Here is a 16544-nt window from a genome sequence, read left to right as displayed (position 1 = left end):
CCCTGATACCCCAGGGGGTATTTGACGAGACGTCCCGAGTCACCGTACGCTCGCCGACAAGAAACCCCCCGGGGTATTTGAGGAGGCAACCAAGTGGCTCCCGAGACCGCCACCCCCTCGTCCACCGGCGCCTCGCACTCCGGCCGCCACCGCGTCGCCGTCGTCGGCGGCGGCACCGCCGGAATCAGCGTCGCGGCCCGTCTGCGCCGCGCGGGCGTCAGCGACGTCACCCTGATCGAACCGTCTGACACACACTGGTACCAACCCCTGTGGACCCTGGTCGGCGGCGGCCAGGCACCCCTGCGCAGCTCACGCCGCCCCGAAGGCTCGCTCATACCCGACGGTGTCCGCTGGATCCGCCGACGCGCCCTCGCCGTCGACCCGGACGCCCGTACGGTGGCCCTGTCCGGCGGCGACGTACTCAGCTACGACCACCTGGTCCTGGCCCCCGGTCTCCAACTCGACTGGGACGGCGTCCCGGGCCTGTCCGAAGCCGTCGGCCACGACCGCGTGAGCAGCAACTACGCGCCCGAGTACGCCCCGCGCACCTGGGAGCTGATCCGGCGGCTGCGCTCCGGCACGGCCGTCCTCACCCACCCGGCGACCCCTCTCAAGTGCGGCGGCGCCCCGCAGAAGATCGCCTACCTGGCAGCCGACTACTGGCGCCGGCACAAGGTGCTCGACGACATCCGGATCGTCCTCGTCATCCCCGACCCGACCCTGTTCAAGATGCCCGCCTGGTCCCGGGTCCTGGAGCGGGTGGCCGACCGGTACGGCATCGAGGTGCGGCTGCGCTCGGAGATGACCGCCGTCGACGGCGACGCCCGCAAGGCGACCGTCACCGACCACACGACCGGCACCGAGGAGATCATCGACTACGACCTCCTGCACGCCGTTCCACCGCAGAGCGCACCCGACTGGATCAAGGCGAGCCCCCTGGCCGACCCGGCGAGCCCGCAGGGTTTCGTCGCGACCGACAAGTACACCCTCCGTCACCCGGCCTACGAGAACGTCTTCGCGGTCGGCGACGTGGCCCACCTGCCCACGTCGAAGACCGGCGCGGCGGTGCGCAAGCAGGCGCCGGTGGTGGCGGGGAACCTGCTGGACGTGATGAAGGGGCGCGCCCCCTCGCACCGGTACGACGGCTACACGTCCTGCCCGCTGGTGACGGCCCGCGACCGGATGCTGCTCGCCGAGTTCGACTACGACCTGCGGCCCGCGCCCACGTTCCCGCTGATCAACACGTTCAAGGAACGGCGCGACATGTGGGTGTTCAAGCGGTACGTGCTGCCGCCGGTGTACTGGCACGGCATGATGACCGGCCGCCTCTGACCCAGACCCCTTCCCGTATACCCCCGTGGGTATTGCCCACATTGCCCCCAGCCGTCTCGACCCCTTTCCCGACACCGGAGGTCACCGAACCATGTTCTTCGCCCAGTACTACCTGGACTGCCTCTCCCACGCGTCCTACATGATCGCCGACGAGACCACCGGCAGGGCCGTCGTCGTGGACCCGCGCCGGGACGTCACCGAGTACGTCACCGACGCCGCCACCCACGGTTTCACCATCGAGGCCGTCGTCAACACCCACTTCCACGCCGACTTCCTCGCCGGACACCTGGAACTCGCCGACCGCACCGGCGCCTGGATCGGCTACGGGCAGCGCGCCGAGGCCGAGTACCCCATCCGCAAGCTGACCGACGGGGAGCGCATCAGCCTCGGTGACGTGACACTGGAGATCCTCGAAACCCCCGGTCACACCCCTGAGTCGGTCAGCGTCCTGGTGTACGAGCACCGGGACGACACCGTGCCCTACGGCGTGCTCACCGGCGACGCGCTGTTCATCGGCGACGTCGGCCGCCCCGACCTGCTCGCCTCCATCGGGGTGACCGCCGAGGAACTCGGCACGATGCTCTACGACACCGTGCACAACAAGCTGATGGCCCTGCCCGACCCGGTCCGGGTCTTCCCCGCGCACGGCGCCGGGTCCGCCTGCGGCAAGAACCTCTCCACCCAGCGCCAGTCCACCATCGGTGAGCAGCGCGCCACCAACTACGCCTGCCGCCCGATGAGCCGGGACCGGTTCGTGGAACTGGTGACGGCCGGTCAGCCGTCCGCCCCCGCCTACTTCGTCTACGACGCCATCCTCAACCGCAAGGAGCACGGCCTCTACGACGCGGCCGCCGCGCCGCGGCCCCTGTCGGTCGGGGAGTTCATGGAGCGGCGCGCGGCGGGAGCGGTCGTGCTCGACGCCCGCTCGCCGCAGGACTTCGCACCCGGACACCTGCGCGGCTCGGTCAACGTGCCCGCGGACGGCCGCTTCGCCGAGCAGTCGGGCATGGTCGTCTCCCCCGACGAGGAGGTCGTGGTGATCGCACCGCAGGACCGCGAGGAGGAGGTCGTCACCCGCCTCGCGCGGATCGGCTTCGACAAGGTCGGCGGCTATCTGCGCGAACCCGAGGGTGCGTTCCCCGCGCTGGCCGAGGAGATGACGAGGGCGAGCCGTCTGACCGTGGACGAGTTGCGCGGGTTGCTCGACGGTGCCGAGCCTCCCCTGGTGCTGGACGTGCGTAACTGCGGCGAGCGCGAGGAGGGCTTCATTGAGGGTTCGCTGCACATCCCGCTGGCCGAGCTGTCCCGCCGTATCGACGAGATCCCGGCCGACCGGCCGCTCGTGGTCCACTGCGCCGGTGGGCACCGCTCGTCCATCGCCGCGAGCCTGCTGCGCCACAAGGGGCTCGCCGACGTCTCCGACCTGCTCGGCGGCTACGGCGCCTGGCTCGCCCAGCCCGCACGGGTGGACGCCTGATCCGGCGCGACGATTCATGGGTACTCATGGGTGTCGACCCCCGCCCGCCGACCGACCACCAGGACAGGCCACCATCATGCGCTACGACCGCACCGTGCACCTCGACTCCGACTTCGCCACCACCGTCAGCCGGGTCCGCGACGCCCTCGCCGCCCAGGGCTTCGGCATCCTCACCGAGATCGATGTCACCGCCACGCTCAAGGCCAAGCTCGACCACGACATGGAGGACTACGTCATCCTCGGGGCCTGCAACCCCCCGCTCGCCCACCGCGCCCTGGAGACCGACCGCTCCATCGGTCTGCTGCTGCCCTGCAACGTCGTCGTCCGCCGCGACGGCGACCGTACGGCCGTACAGGCGCTCGATCCGAACACCATGGTCGCCCTGACCGAACTCGACGCCCTGCGCCCGGTGGCCGAGGAGGCCACCCGTCGGCTCGACGCCGCCCTCGCCGCGCTCGACTCGGGTGACACGCAGGGCTGATCCGACGGCGGTGCCGGCTAACGGGGGTCCGTGAGCCACTCGTCGAAGGTGGTGGGCGCGATACGGGCGTCGTCGTCGGGCAGGAGCACGTTGCCCGCCATCTCCGGGCCGAGCAGTGTCGACCATGTCGGCACCAGCTTGACCGTGTGGCCGCGCGCGTCGTTGGTGCGGCGGGCCATGTCCACCAGGTCCTGTGGCTCAGGGCCGGCGACGTCGCGGTGGCGTCCTCGCGGGGTGCCGGTGGCGATCTCGGCGAGGACGTCGGCCACGTCGTCGGGCGCGATGGGCTGGACGAGCAGCGGTGGGATCGTGGCCGTACCGTCCTGCTCGGTCCAGGCCGTGACCGTCGCCGCGAAGTCGTGGAACTGGGTGAAGGGGACGATCGTCCACGGCACCGGCCCCTCGCTCACGAGGCGCTCCTGCTCGCGCTTGCCCGCGTAGTGGGCGTTGCCGTCCACCCGGTGGATGCCGACGATGGAGAGCAGGACGTGATGACGGACGCCCGCCCGTTCCTCGGCGGCGAGCAGGTTCCGGGTGCTGGTGCCGAAGTACGCCACCGCATCGTCCCGGTCGGCTCCCTCGTAGCTCATGGCGTCCACGACGGCGTCGGCTCCGGCCAGCGCGGCGTCGAGGCCCTCCCCGGTGATCAGGTCCACGCCCAGTCGGCGGCTGATGCGCACGACCTCGTGCCCGTTCCGCTCCAGTGCGGCGGTGGTGCGGGCCCCGATGTTCCCGGTTGCCCCGGCGACAGCGACTCTCATGGTGCCCATCGTGCTCCCCTCTCTCCCCCCGGCAACTCGGGGAACGGCCGCACCTTCGTTCCTACGGCCGTGTGATCCGGTCGCGCAGCCAGGTGTGGACGCCGCCGAGGGCCGTCCTGGCCAGTGCCGTGGGGTGGCCGGTGAAACCGTGGGGCGACTCGGGGTAGACGCGCAGTTCGACGTCGTTCCCGGCCGCCGACAACCGGCACGCCAGCGCCAGGTTGTCCTCCAGCAACACGTCCGCGGCCCCGACGACGAGCAGCGTGGCAGGAAGCCCGCGCAGGTCGCCGTAGAGGGGGGAGATGTCGGGGGCGGTGCGGTCCTCGACCTGGCCGACGTACGCCTGGATGAAGTACTCGTCCGCGATCCGGCGTCCGGCCGGGGTCCGTGCGCTCAGGTCGTACGTCCCGTACTCGAGCGCGGCGCCGGTGAACCGGCCGACGGTGTCGGCGCCCCTGTCGCGCAGCCGGAGCAGGGTCGTCAGGGCGAGGGTGGCGCCCGCGGACCTTCCGCCGATGGCGAGTCGGGACGTCCCGAAGCGGGCTTCGGCTTCTTCGACGAGCCAGAGCGCCGCCGCCTCGCAGTCGTCGGGGGCCGCGGGCCAGGGGTGCTCGGGGGCCAGCCGGTAGTCGACGCTGACCACGACGACGTTCAGGGCGTCGGCGAGGTCGCGGTTGCGCCGGTCTCCCCGCGCGGCGCGGTCCATGTAGAACCCGCCTCCGTGGATGTCCAGGTAGACGCCCCGCGGCGGGCCGTCGGCAGGGGTGAGGACCCGGACGGGGACGCGCCGTTCCCGCGCCTCGATCGTCTCCTCGGTGGCGGGCGGCTCGGCCGGCCGGAACTCGGACAGCCGCGCCCGTGCCTCCTTCAGCTCCTCCGGCGTGCCGGGGCCGCGGCCCGCGGCCCTCGACCGGTAGAAGGCGCGGGCTTCGTCGATCTGCTCGGCGGGCACGTCGGCGAACAGTGCGTCCAGCGCGAATCGCACGCGCCCTCCTCATCACTCGGCTTCCGGGTTCACGCTGTCGCCGGCCTGCGGCGTCTCCGCCTCAGCCGGGGCGCTTGGCCATGACGACGAGGCCCGGCCCGCTGTACTCCTCCGGGGGCAGCCGCAGTTCGGCGACCACTTCCAGGCCCGCTTTCTCGATCAGGCCGACGAGTCGTTCCGGGCGCCATTTGTGGGTCGTCCAGCGAACGGGCACGCCCCCGTAGGCCTCGGTGCGCAGGGCGTCCTCGTCGCCGACGTGGGTCGCGGTGATGAGGTGTCCGCCCGGCTTCAGCGCGTGCGCGAACAGGGCGAGGACCTGGGGAAGGATGTCGCGGGGGAGGTTGAACAGCGACCACCATCCGAGTACGCCGCCCAGGGACGCCTCGTCGAGGTCGAGGTCGGTGGCGGAGGCGACGCTGAAGCGGCAGTGCGGATGGAGACGGCGCGCGTTCTCGATCATGCGGGGTGAGAGATCGACGCCGGACACGTCCAGTCCGCGTTCGGCGAGGTAGGCGGTCACCGTTCCGGGTCCGCAGCCGACGTCGAGGACCGGCCCGAGCCCTTCCACGGTGTCGGCGAAGGCGTCGATCGAGGCCTTGTGCCAGGGATGGCGGCGGATGTCTCCGATTCCCGTCGTCTCCACCATGTGGGCGTAGTTGTCGGCCACGCGGTCATAGGACTCACGGACCACGTCGAGATCGGCGGGACGATCAACAGGGCGTGCGCGCATCGCCCAACCATAGGGCTGTGCGGGGGACTTGGGCCCGGCAATTTCGGCGACGGCCAGGCCGGCCACCGCCCGTTCGACGGGGCGCGCCGTCATCATGGGGTCGGTCCACGGCCCGGCAGCACACCCGACCCGAACGGGAGACAGCCCCATGGATGACCGCCCCACCGACTTCTTCACCCGCACCAGCAGGTCCGCGCTCGCCCGGTCCGACGTGGCCACCGGCACGATGATGGGTTTTCCCTGTCTGCGGGTGGCGGGCGGGTTCTTCGCCTCCTGCGACCGTCGCTCCGGCGACCTGATCGTCAAGCTCCCCCGCGAGCGCGTCCAGGAACTCATCGAGGCGGGCGTCGGCAGTCCGTTCGCCCCGGCCGGGCGGACCTTCCGCGAGTGGGTCCTCGTCAGCGACCGGGACGAGACCCTGTGGGTCGATCTGATCGACGAGGCTCGTGTCTTCGTCGCGAAAGAGCCCTGATTCCCGCCTGCCTGGGCCGGGGCATCGTCCGGCGTTATTTCTTCAGCCCAGGTTGTACAGCCTGGGCTGTCGATCTACTCTCGGGGTATGACCACGGACGAGGAACCCCTGACCGAGGCCGCGCTCCAGGCGGCCGCCGACATCTGGGTGGTGGTGAGCCGGATCCGCCGCAAGCTGCGGGCGCTGGAGGCCGCCGAGGAAGCGGTGAACCCGGGCCGGTACGAGGACAGGGAGCCCTCTCCGCCGCAGAGTTCCGTCCTGCGCCGCCTCGCCCGCAACGGCCCCGCCTCCGCCAGTGATCTCGCCGCCGCCGAGGGCGTACGGCCGCAGTCGATGGCCAAGACCGTGCTCGCCCTGGAACAGGCGGGGCTCGTCGTCCGCAGTCAGGACCCCGACGACGGGCGCCGCCAGCTGGTCTCGCTCACCGAACGCGGGTACGAGCGGCGCCGGGGCGACCGCCTCGCGCGTCAGGAGTGGCTCGCCCGGGCCCTCCAGGAGCACGGCACCGAGGACGAGGTGCGGGCCGTCATCACCGCCATGGCACTGCTCGACAGGGTGGCGCAGGCGTGACCCGGCTCGCCCGACGGTCACACGGGCCGCGGCAGGGCGAGCGGAGCGGCTTCGACCGGCGCCTGATCGCGCTCATGATCCTTGGCTCGGTCCTGAACCCGGTCAACTCCTCGATGCTCGCGGTCGCGCTGATCCCCATCGGCCGCGCCTTCGACGCGCCGCCCTCGCAGACGGCCTGGCTGGTCTCGGGCCTCTACCTCGCGACGGCAGTCGGCCAGCCGGTGATCGGCCGGCTCGTGGACACGTTCGGGCCGCGGCGGCTCTATCTGCTGGGCACCGCCCTGGTCGGCGCCGCCGGACTGCTGGGCACCCTCGCGCCGAACCTGTGGGTGCTGGTCGCCTCCCGCGTCCTGCTCGGGTTCGGGACCTCGGCGGCCTTCCCGGCCTCGATGTCGCTGCTGCGCTCCGAGTCCGAGCGCACCGGCGAGAAGAGCCCCAGCGGTGTCCTGACGGCGCTGTCGATCTCCAACCAGGTCTTCGCGGTCGTCGGACCAGCCCTCGGCGGCCTCCTGATCGGCACCGGCGGCTGGCACCTGATCTTCGGCATCAATGTGCCGCTGTCGCTGGCCTGCCTCGTCCTGGGCGCGCTGTGGCTGCCGCGCGCCACTCCCCCGGCCAGGGCGACACGCACCGACACCACGGGCATGCTGCTGTTCGCCGGGTCCCTGACGGCGTTCATGTTCTTCCTGATGGACCCGGCCGCCGCCCACTGGTACCTGCCGGTGCTCGGCCTGGTGACGGGTGCCGTGTTCGTCCGCCGTGAACTCCGCACGGACGAGCCGTTCATGGACCTGCGGGTCCTCGGCGGCAACATACCCCTCCTCGCCACGTTCACCCGACAACTCCTCGCCTACACCACGTCGTACGCCTTCTTCTACGGCTACAGTCAGTGGTTGCAGGAGGGCCGGGGGCTGAACGCGTCCCAGGCCGGTCTGCTTCTGCTGCCGCTGTCGGCGACCGCCATCGGTGTCACCGCGCTGACGGGACGCCGGGGGCAGGTCCGGGGCAAGCTGGTCGTGGGCGCCGTCTGCCAGTGCCTGGGCGTCGCCGCCCTGCTGCTGCTCGGCGGCGACAGCCCGGTCTGGCTGCTCGTCCTGCTCAGCGCGGCCGTGGGCATCCCCCACGGCCTGATCGGACTGGCCAACCAGAACGCGCTGTACGCGCAGGCCGACCCGGCCCGCATGGGCTCATCGGCCGGACTGCTGCGTACGTTCATGTACCTCGGGGCGCTGTTCGCCTCGGCGGCGAACGCGGTGTTCTTCCGTGACGGCGCCACCAGTGCGGGACTGCACTCCATGGCCTGGCTGCTCGTCGGCGTGACGGCGGTGTTCCTGCTCGCGTGCGTCGCGGACCGGTCACTGGGCCGGGTCGGCCGCGACACATGAGCGGGGCGCGGGGGCGTCAGCCGTCCGTGGTGTGGCGGGGGTCGCGGCGCTTGACGTACAGGCGGTCGTTGCCGGGGCCGGTCCATTCCAGCCGAACGACACCGGGCACGGCCGCCTCGTCGACGCGCGAGGGTGCCGCCCAGTAGCCCGCCGCGGGGTTGCGGAAGAACGTCGCCCAGAGGTCGCCGTGGTGGTCCCGGAAGATGTTGTTGTGGCCCGCGCCGACCCCCAGCGTCCACCGCTCGGAGTAGGGGCCCTCGAAGCGGTCGGAGACGGCGACGATCGCGTCGTACTGGTACTGCACCCGCCCCGCCGCGGGCGGGTCGTAGGCGTTGCGGACACTGCCGTAGGCGTCGACCGAGGTCCGGTCCCACGCGGCGTGCAGCAGGTAGTACCTGCCGCCGTGTTTGAACACGTACGCGCCTTCGAGGTACGGCTCGGGGGCGTACGGCGTCTGCTGGAACCTCGGGAGGTCCGTCGTGGGGACGATGTCCTCCATGTCGTCGCGGAACCTGGCGTAGAGGTCGTTGTGCAGGACGAGCCAGGCGTCGTCGCCCTCGGTGTAGAGGCCGCCGTCGATGTGGTGGTAGGCGCCGGGCTCGATGAAGTTCGGCCCGCCGATGAAGGACTCGCCGAACGGCTTGCCCAGGTTGCCCTCGACAAGGCGGTAGGGGCCCTCGACCCCGCCCTCGCTCACCAGCATGAACGAGCCGACCTTGCGGGAGTGGTCGCCCATGCAGGCGACGAGATACCACCTGCCCTTGAAGTGGTGCAGTTCCGGGGCCCACGCCTGGCCGCGCTTGCCGAACCGGTCGTCGTGCCAGTACTCCTGCCAGGGGGCCACGACCGTGCGGCCGGGCCGGTTCTCCGTGACGAACTCCGGTGACCAGACCTTGCCCTTCTCGGCATCGGGGCGGATGCGGGTGGTGTCGACCAGTCTCCAGGGGCCGTTCAGGGACGGGGAGGTCCAGACGAAGATGCCGTCGTTCCACGGACCGGCGGCGGGGAGTCCGGGTACGCGGGTGGTGCCGGTGGCCACGTAGAGGGGGCGGCCGTCGACGACGAAGCAGTTGACGTAGGTGTCCCGCATCCACACCGTGCCCCGCTCCCGGTCGCGTGGCCGCAACTCCAGGGGCAGGACGAGGGAGTTGTCCGCGCGGGGCCAGAGGTCCGGCCGGGTGTCGGCGACGCCGTACGGTTCGGGGTCGGGCCAGTTGGACGGGTGGCGCCGCGCCGACGCGGCGGCCTCCGACGGCACGGGCGCCGCGTGGGCGGCGGTCCCGGGCAGGGCCGCCGCCGCTCCCAGACCGGCGGCTCCGCCCAGCAGGGACCGTCGGCGCAGCGCTCTGTCATTGGTACTCATGGGTGACATGCCGCACAGCATGAGAACGACCGTCGATTTACGTCAACAGGCCGAATAAATAATCCGGGTTCGGGGTGGTGACGGAGTGACCCATGCGAGGGGGAATCTCGCAGGTCGGGTGGGGGATCTGACAGCGACCTCGAAGGGTCACAATCAGATAACACCGGGCTTGACGTGCGGTGTTAACGAGTAGCGGCCATCGGACACGCTCGACCACGGGCATCGGCGGGTCGCCGGAGCCATGTTTTCCAAACTTTCCGTCGGAGTGTTGACGGAAAAATGCGGCCTCCTTACGTTGACCGGCATGCAGATGCCCACCGGAGTGCACGCACTGGTCAGGCGCACCCATGAGGAGCGCGTACTGCGTGCGCTGCAAGAGAACGGTGCCATGAGCCGCGGCGAGATCGCCCGTGTCGTGGGCCTGTCCCGCACCACCCTCTCCGAGATCACCGGGAACCTCCTGCAACGAGGCGCCATCGTCGTCGTGGACACCGACGCCTCCCGGCGCGAGGGCAGTGGCCGCCCCGCCGAGCGGCTGGCGCTCGACCCGGCGTCCGCGCAGTTCATGGGGGTCGACTTCGGTCACCGACGCGTTCACGTCGTCGTGGCCGACGCCTCCCACGAGATCATGGTCTCGGGGTCCGTCCGCTACGACGATGCCGCGTCCTGGCAGACGCGGACCGGGCTGGCGCTCGACCTGGTGGAACGGCTGACCACGGAGGCCGGGGTCCACTTCGGGGCGCTCCAGGGCATCGGCATCGGCGTACCGGGCCCCTACCCGGCCCTCGAGGGGGCGGCCTGGCCGCGTGCCACCTCGGTGGGGACGGTGCTCCGCCCGGCGCCGGAAGGCGTCGACGTGGCGTTCGCCGAGCGCTTCGACGCACCGGTCATCGTCGACAACAACACCCGGCTCGCCGCCCTCGCCGAGGCGATCAGCGGTGTCGAGAGCGTCGCCGACCTGGTGTACGTACGGCTGTCGGACGGCGTCGGCGGCGGGCTGGTCGTCGGCGGCCATCTGGTGACCGGCTCGGCCGGGCTCGCCGGTGAACTCGGCCATGTGACCGTCGAACCGGCGGGCCGGCCCTGCCGGTGCGGCAAACGCGGCTGCCTGGAGACGGTGGCCTCGGTTCCCGCGATCCTCGCGGCCTGCTGGGAGTTCGGTCTGCGCCTGGAGAGCCTGCGCGACCTGGCGGACGCCGTGGCCCGCGCGCATCCCGTCGCCGACCGGGTGCTGAGGGAGGCCGCCGGGGCGGTGGGGCGGGTCGTCGGAGCGGCGACGATGGCCCTGAATCCCGCGAAGGTCGTCATCGGCGGCGAGATCGCGCAGCTGGCGCCGGTCCTCGTGGAGCAGGTCGCCGTCACCCTCGCCGGTGAGCTGTTCCCGACCTCGTCCGCGGGCCCCGTCGTCGAGGCGGCACGGCTCTCCGACGACGACGGTGCCATCGGGGCGCTCGCCGCCGTCTTCCACAGCTCGCCGCTGCTGGCGAGGTACCCCGAAACCGCCGGTCCGCAGGGCGACTCCGGCACCCGCGACCCCCTCTCCGAAGGAACCGCCCATGTCCGTCCTTGACAAGAAGGGCGCCCGCGCGGGGCACCCCGTACCAGAGAAAACTCCCGGGACGGCGGCCGGTCCGCCCGCCGCGGGCGGCACAGACGACACGGAGGCCGTGAAGACGACGCCGGAGCGTTCGCGGTCGGGGCGGCGCGGGCTCCCCCTGATCCTGAACGCCGTCTCCGTCGCCCTGGGCATCGCGATCTGGTGGGCGCTGGCCGCCGCGGGCTTCAAGCTGCCGACCCCGCCCGAGGTCGTCTCCCGCGCCGGAACGCTGATCGAGGACGGCACGCTCGGCGAGGACGTCCTCGCCAGTCTGACGCGTGTGTTCATCGGCTTCGCCCTCGGTACGGCCGCGGCCGTACCGGTCGGGTTTCTGATGGGCTGGTACGGCGTCCTGCGCGGGCTGATCGAGCCCTGGATCCAGTTCTTCCGCACCATCCCGCCGTTGGCGATCATCCCGCTGGCCGTGGTCGTCATGGGGATCGACGAGACCCCGAAGATCTTCGTGATCTTCCTCGCCGCGTTCCTGGCCTGCGTGATCTCCACCTTCCAGGGCGTGGTGAACGTCGACCGCACGCTCATCAACGCGGCGCGGGTGCTGGGCGCCAAGGACGCGGCGATCTTCGCCCGGGTGGTCGTGCCCGCCTCCACCCCGTTCATCCTGGTCGGCATGCGGGTCGGGCTCGGCTCGGCCTGGGCCACGCTGGTCGCCGCCGAGCTGATCGCCGCCCAGCAGGGCCTCGGCTACCGGATGCAGAACGCCCAGCTCTACTACGACCTGCCGACCATCTTCGTCGGACTCATCTCGATCGGGGTCCTCGGTCTGCTCATGGACCGCGTCCTCCTCCTCGCCGAACGCAAGCTCACCGGATGGCAGGAACGCCGATGACCAGCAAGCCCGCCAAGATCTCCCTCCAGGGCGTCACCAAGACCTTCGCCCTGGGCCGTGACACCTTCACCGCCCTCGACGACGTGTCGATGGACATCGCGGACCATGAGTTCGTCACCGTCGTCGGCCCCTCGGGCTGCGGCAAGAGCACCCTGATGAACATCCTCGCCGGGCTGGAGATACCCACGGCCGGCCGTGCCCTGGTGGACGGGGCACCCGTGTCCGGGCCGGGCCCCGAACGCGGGGTGATCTTCCAGCAGTACGCCCTCTTCCCCTGGTTGACCGTCCGCCAGAACGTGGAGTTCGGGCTGCGGACGACCGGGGTCCCGAGGGCCGAGCGCCGGGCGCGGGCGGAGCACTTCATCGAACTGGTGGGGCTGGAGCGGTTCGCGGACGCGCTGCCCAAGACGCTCTCCGGGGGCATGCGCCAGCGCTGCGCCATCGCCCGCGCCTACGCCGTCGATCCCTCGATCCTCCTCATGGACGAACCGTTCGGTGCCCTTGACGCGCTCACCCGGGTGAAGCTCCAGGAGCAGCTGCTGGAGACCTGGAGCCGGGACAAGCGCACGGTGCTGTTCATCACCCACGACGTGGACGAGGCCGTGTTCCTGGCCAACCGGGTGATCGTCATGGCGGCCCGCCCCGGGCGCGTCTACGACGTCGTCGAGGTCGACCCCGCCGTCGAACGCAACGAGGAGTTCCGCCTCAGCCCCGGGTTCGCCGCCCTGCGCAACCGTGTCTGGCACTCCGTCTACCACCAGGAAGGCCGCACGGCCACCGCCCTCGCCGCAAGCCCCGCAACGACATGACCCGGAAGGGACACCCCGTCATGCCACCACGCGCCACCCGCAGAAACCATTCCGTCGCCCTCGTCGGCCTCTCCACGATGGCGCTCCTGGCCGCCTGCGGAGGCGAAGGCTCCTCCGGCGCCTCGGGCGAGAAGGTGCGCTTCGGCTACATCAACGACTTCAACGGCGCCAGCCTGATCGCCATCGCCGACGCCAAGGGCCTGTGGAAGAAGCACGGTCTCACCGCGGAGAGCAAGGTCTTCACCAACGGGCCCCTCCAGATCCAGGCCCTCGGCACGGACAACCTCGACTTCGGCTACATAGGCCCGGGCGCCATGTGGCTGCCCGCCTCCGGCCAGGCCAAGGTCGTCGCGATCAACACGCTCGGCAATTCCGACCGGGTCATCGCCCAGCCGGGCATCACCTCGATGCAGGGGCTCAAGGGGAAGACCGTCGCCGTTCCCGAGGGCACCTCCGGCGACATGATCCTCTCGCTCGCCCTGAAGAAGGCGGGGATGACCAAGGACGACCTCGAGGTCGTCCCCATGGACCCGTCGACGATCGTCTCCGCCTTCTCCGCCAAGCAGATCGACGCCGCGGGCTTCTGGTACCCGGCCGCGGCGACGATCAAGAAGCAGGTGCCCGGCATGCGGGAACTGGCCAAGAACACCGACTTCGAGGACGACGTCTCCTTCCCCACCGCGTTCGTCGCCAGCAACAAGGTGGTCGCCGACCAGCCGGAGAAGGCCGGGAAAGTCCTCGCCGTGCTGCGCGAGGCCATCGCCTTCCGCTCCACGCACACCGACGAGGCTATCGAGATCACGGCCGACAAGCTCGACGTCCCCGTCGAGCAGGTCAGGGCCGACGCCGCCAACAACAAGCTGCTCAGCGTCGGGGAACTGGACTCCCTGACCCGGGACGGCACCATCGCCACCTGGCTGACCGGCATGAACGACTACTTCGTCGAGACGGGGAAGCTGAAGGAGCCCGTCGACCCCGAGACCTACTACACCGGCGACCTCTTCACGGGAGCAGGCAAGTGACCTCGTCCCGCACACCCGGCCGGGCCAGTACGCCCGGCCGGCCCGGCGCGTCCAGGAAGAACATCCTCTTCCTCATGACCGACCAGCACCGGGTGGACACGCTCGGCGCCTACGGCAACCGGCTGGCCCGCACCCCCCACCTCGACGAACTCGCCGCCACGGGCACCCGCTTCGACCGCTGGTACACCCCCACCGCGATCTGCACCCCGGCCCGCGCCAGCCTGCTCACCGGACAGGCACCCTTCCGACACAAACTGCTCGCCAACCACGAACGCAACGTCGGCTATCTGGAGGACCTCGCCGAGGACCAGTTCACCTTCTCGCGGGCGCTCCGCGAGAACGGCTACAACTGCGGCCTCATCGGCAAGTGGCACGTCGGCAACCGCCGGACCGCGACCGACTACGGCTTCGACGGCCCTCATCTCCCCGGCTGGCACAACCCGGTGGACCACCCGGACTACCTCGCCTACCTCGCCGAGCGGAACCTGCCGCCGTACGAGATCAGCGACCGTATCCGTGGCACCCTGCCCAACGGCGGTCCCGGCAACCTGCTCGCCGCCCGGCTGCACCAGCCCGTCGAGGCTACCTTCGAGCACTATCTCGCCAGCCGTGCCATCGAACAGCTGGAGCAGTACGCCGAGGACAGCCGTCAGCACGAGCGGCCGTTCTTCCTGGCGCTGCACTTCTTCGGACCGCACCTGCCTTACATCCTCCCCGACGAGTACTTCGACCTGATCGACCCCGAGGACGTGGAACTGCCGCGGTCCGTCTCGGAGACCTTCCACGGCAAACCGCCGGTGCAGCGCAACTACAGCGCGCACTGGACCTTCGACACCATGCCGATCGAGGTGACCCGCAAGCTCATCGCGGTCTACTGGGGCTATGTGGCCCTCATCGACGCGCAGATCGGCCGGGTCGTGCGGGCCATGGAACGCCTCGGCCTCGTCGACGACACGGCGGTGTTCTTCACCTGCGACCACGGCGAGTTCACCGGCTCCCACCGACTGCACGACAAGGGCCCGGCGATGTACGAGGACATCTACCGCACCCCTGGCCTGCTCCGCGTCCCCGGCGCGCCCGGCGGCGTCGTACGCCCGGAGTTCGTGAGCCTGCTCGACTGCACCGCCACCATCCTCGACCTGGCGGGCATCGACCCCAAGCCCGCGGTCGACTCGCGCAGCCTGCTGCCGCTGGTGCGCGGCGAGGAGGTGGAGTGGGAGGAGGACATCGTCTGCGAGTTCCACGGCCACCACTTCCCGTACCCGCAGCGCATGGTGCGCGACGACCGGTACAAGCTCGTCGTCAACCCCGACTCCGTCAACGAGCTGTACGACCTGCGGACCGACCCCGACGAACTCCAGAACGTCCACGACCACCCCGAACTGGCCGAGGTCCGCGCCCGGATGACGCGCCGCCTGTACGAGGTGCTGCGGGCGCGCGGCGACAACTTCTACCACTGGATGACATCGATGTACGACGTCGGCCAGGTGGGACACGACCCGACACTGAGCGGGCTCGACGAGTCCACCTATCTGACCTCCGCCGAGGACTGAGCGCACCATGACCGGCGAACACCGCCCCTGCTGCACCCCGGCCGCCGCCGCGCCCTCCACGGTGGCGCCACCGACCCCCGCCGCCGTCCTGCGCGAGCGCTCGACACGCGGGCAGGTCCGCCTGCCGGGCGGCGAGTTCGCCATGGGCGACGCCTTCGACGAGGGCTACCGGGCCGACGGCGAGACACCCGTGCACCCTGTGCGCCTCAAGCCCTTCCACATCGACGAGACGGCTGTCACCAACGCCCAGTTCGCCGCGTTCGTCAAGGCCACCGGCCATGTCACCGACGCCGAACGGTACGGCTCCTCGGCGGTCTTCCACCTGGTGGTCGACGCGCCCTCGGCCGACGTCCTGGGCAACGCCGCCGGAGCGCCCTGGTGGATCAATGTGCGCGGTGCCCACTGGCGCCGCCCCGAGGGCGCCCGCTCCGACATCAACGGTCGGCAGAACCACCCCGTCGTCCACGTCTCCTTCGACGACGCCTCCGCCTACGCCCGGTGGGCGGGCAAGCGCCTGCCCACCGAGGCCGAGTGGGAGTACGCGGCACGCGGCGGACTCGTGGGCCGCCGCTACGCCTGGGGCGACGACCTCACCCCCGGCGGGCGGTGGCGCTGCAACATCTGGCAGGGCCACTTCCCGCACACCAACACCGCCGAGGACGGCCATGTGACGACCGCGCCCGTGCGGTCGTACCGCCCCAACGGCTTCGGCCTGTGGAACATGGCGGGCAATGTGTGGGAGTGGTGCTCCGACTGGTTCTCGCCCACCTACTACGCCCGGTCCCCGTCGGCCGACCCGCGCGGCCCGGAGACCGGCACCACCAGGGTCCTGCGGGGCGGCTCCTACCTCTGCCACGACTCCTACTGCAACCGCTACCGGGTCGCCGCCCGCTCCTCCAACACCCCGGAGTCGTCGTCGGGCAACCTCGGGTTCCGCTGTGCCAACGACGCGCTGCCGCAGGTCTAGCAAGTGCGCGGCAGCCGGATGGTGACGGTGGTCCCGGCGCCGGGCTCCGACGCCACGCCGACCTCGCCGTGGTGGGCGTGGACGATGGCCTCGACGATGGCCAGGCCGAGGCCGGAGCCGCCGTAGGTGCGGCTGCGGCTGGCCTCGGCGCGCCAGAACCGTTCGAAGACGCGGGGCAGGTCTTCGGGGGAGA

The 16544-nt window shown here is 71.0% G+C and carries 17 protein-coding genes; 12 read left to right on the top strand and 5 right to left on the bottom strand.

All coding sequences use genetic code 11. The features are described 5' to 3' along the window. Positions 1 to 93: 93 nt before the first annotated feature. The 3 genes from KBY47_RS30080 (at position 94) to KBY47_RS30070 (ending at position 3290) form a co-directional block, all read left to right on the top strand. Entirely contained in the window at positions 94 to 1332 is a 1239-nt protein-coding gene (locus KBY47_RS30080; RefSeq protein WP_210926649.1) for an FAD/NAD(P)-binding oxidoreductase, read from the top strand. Positions 1333 to 1423: 91 nt separating this feature from the next. Further along, entirely contained in the window at positions 1424 to 2809 is a 1386-nt protein-coding gene (locus tag KBY47_RS30075; RefSeq protein WP_210926648.1) for a rhodanese-like domain-containing protein, read from the top strand. Positions 2810 to 2885: 76 nt separating this feature from the next. After that, positions 2886 to 3290, top strand: a complete 405-nt coding sequence (locus KBY47_RS30070; protein WP_210926645.1) for a DUF302 domain-containing protein — start codon at positions 2886 to 2888, stop codon at positions 3288 to 3290. 17 nt (positions 3291 to 3307) lie between these two features. Here the strand turns inward: KBY47_RS30070 and KBY47_RS30065 are convergent, their stop codons facing one another. The 3 genes from KBY47_RS30065 to KBY47_RS30055 form a co-directional block, all read right to left on the bottom strand. After that, complete coding sequence (locus KBY47_RS30065; RefSeq protein ID WP_210926643.1) at positions 3308 to 4051, bottom strand: SDR family oxidoreductase; 744 nt, start codon at positions 4049 to 4051, stop codon at positions 3308 to 3310. Between the two features lie 61 nt (positions 4052 to 4112). Further along, a complete protein-coding gene (locus KBY47_RS30060) occupies positions 4113 to 5036 on the bottom strand; it encodes an alpha/beta hydrolase (protein WP_210926641.1) in 924 nt (307 codons plus the stop codon). Positions 5037 to 5097: 61 nt separating this feature from the next. After that, on the bottom strand, positions 5098 to 5766 hold the full coding sequence (locus tag KBY47_RS30055) for a class I SAM-dependent methyltransferase (protein ID WP_210926639.1): 669 nt from the start codon (positions 5764 to 5766) through the stop codon (positions 5098 to 5100). 148 nt (positions 5767 to 5914) lie between these two features. Here KBY47_RS30055 and KBY47_RS30050 point away from each other — a divergent pair, with 148 nt between their 5' ends. The 3 genes from KBY47_RS30050 to KBY47_RS30040 all read left to right on the top strand — a co-directional run bounded on the left by KBY47_RS30050 (position 5915) and on the right by KBY47_RS30040 (position 8193). After that, the gene (locus tag KBY47_RS30050; RefSeq protein ID WP_210926637.1) at positions 5915 to 6238 is read left to right on the top strand and encodes an MmcQ/YjbR family DNA-binding protein; all 324 of its coding nucleotides are present in this window, start codon (positions 5915 to 5917) and stop codon (positions 6236 to 6238) included. Between the two features lie 87 nt (positions 6239 to 6325). Then, positions 6326 to 6808: a MarR family winged helix-turn-helix transcriptional regulator gene (locus KBY47_RS30045; protein ID WP_210926636.1), complete on the top strand. Its 483-nt coding sequence runs from the start codon at positions 6326 to 6328 to the stop codon at positions 6806 to 6808. Beyond that, entirely contained in the window at positions 6805 to 8193 is a 1389-nt protein-coding gene (locus KBY47_RS30040; protein WP_374103130.1) for an MFS transporter, read from the top strand. The genes KBY47_RS30045 and KBY47_RS30040 overlap by 4 nt, the downstream gene beginning before the upstream one ends. Positions 8194 to 8209: 16 nt before the next feature. Here the strand turns inward: KBY47_RS30040 and KBY47_RS30035 are convergent, their stop codons facing one another. Beyond that, on the bottom strand, positions 8210 to 9556 hold the full coding sequence (locus KBY47_RS30035; RefSeq protein WP_210926634.1) for a family 43 glycosylhydrolase: 1347 nt from the start codon (positions 9554 to 9556) through the stop codon (positions 8210 to 8212). Positions 9557 to 9860: 304 nt separating this feature from the next. On the opposite strand from KBY47_RS30035, the gene KBY47_RS30030 reads away from it, so the two are divergent. The 6 genes from KBY47_RS30030 (at position 9861) to KBY47_RS30005 (ending at position 16351) form a co-directional block, all read left to right on the top strand. Beyond that, positions 9861 to 11126 carry an ROK family transcriptional regulator gene (locus KBY47_RS30030; protein WP_210926632.1) on the top strand — a complete coding sequence of 422 codons (1266 nt, stop codon included), beginning with the start codon at positions 9861 to 9863 and terminating at the stop codon, positions 11124 to 11126. Next, entirely contained in the window at positions 11113 to 12000 is an 888-nt protein-coding gene (locus KBY47_RS30025) for an ABC transporter permease (RefSeq protein WP_210926630.1), read from the top strand. The genes KBY47_RS30030 and KBY47_RS30025 overlap by 14 nt, the downstream gene beginning before the upstream one ends. Further along, positions 11997 to 12809: an ABC transporter ATP-binding protein gene (locus KBY47_RS30020; protein WP_210926628.1), complete on the top strand. Its 813-nt coding sequence runs from the start codon at positions 11997 to 11999 to the stop codon at positions 12807 to 12809. Before KBY47_RS30025 ends, KBY47_RS30020 begins: the two co-directional genes overlap by 4 nt. Positions 12810 to 12829: 20 nt before the next feature. Then, entirely contained in the window at positions 12830 to 13831 is a 1002-nt protein-coding gene (locus tag KBY47_RS30015) for an aliphatic sulfonate ABC transporter substrate-binding protein (RefSeq protein WP_210926617.1), read from the top strand. A 74-nt stretch (positions 13832 to 13905) separates the two neighbouring features. Continuing rightward, complete coding sequence (locus KBY47_RS30010) at positions 13906 to 15384, top strand: sulfatase-like hydrolase/transferase (protein ID WP_247695453.1); 1479 nt, start codon at positions 13906 to 13908, stop codon at positions 15382 to 15384. Positions 15385 to 15391: 7 nt separating this feature from the next. Continuing rightward, positions 15392 to 16351, top strand: a complete 960-nt coding sequence (locus KBY47_RS30005) for a formylglycine-generating enzyme family protein (RefSeq protein ID WP_210926613.1) — start codon at positions 15392 to 15394, stop codon at positions 16349 to 16351. On the opposite strand, the gene KBY47_RS30000 is transcribed toward KBY47_RS30005, so the two are convergent. Further along, on the bottom strand, positions 16348 to 16544 hold a 197-nt coding region (locus KBY47_RS30000; protein WP_247695452.1), incomplete at its 5' end, for a cell wall metabolism sensor histidine kinase WalK. The genes KBY47_RS30005 and KBY47_RS30000 overlap by 4 nt on opposite strands.

It is taken from the genome of Streptomyces sp. B93, from assembly GCF_018070565.1.
Lineage (GTDB): Bacteria > Actinomycetota > Actinomycetes > Streptomycetales > Streptomycetaceae > Streptomyces.
This window is presented reverse-complemented; position numbering and strand designations above follow the sequence as displayed.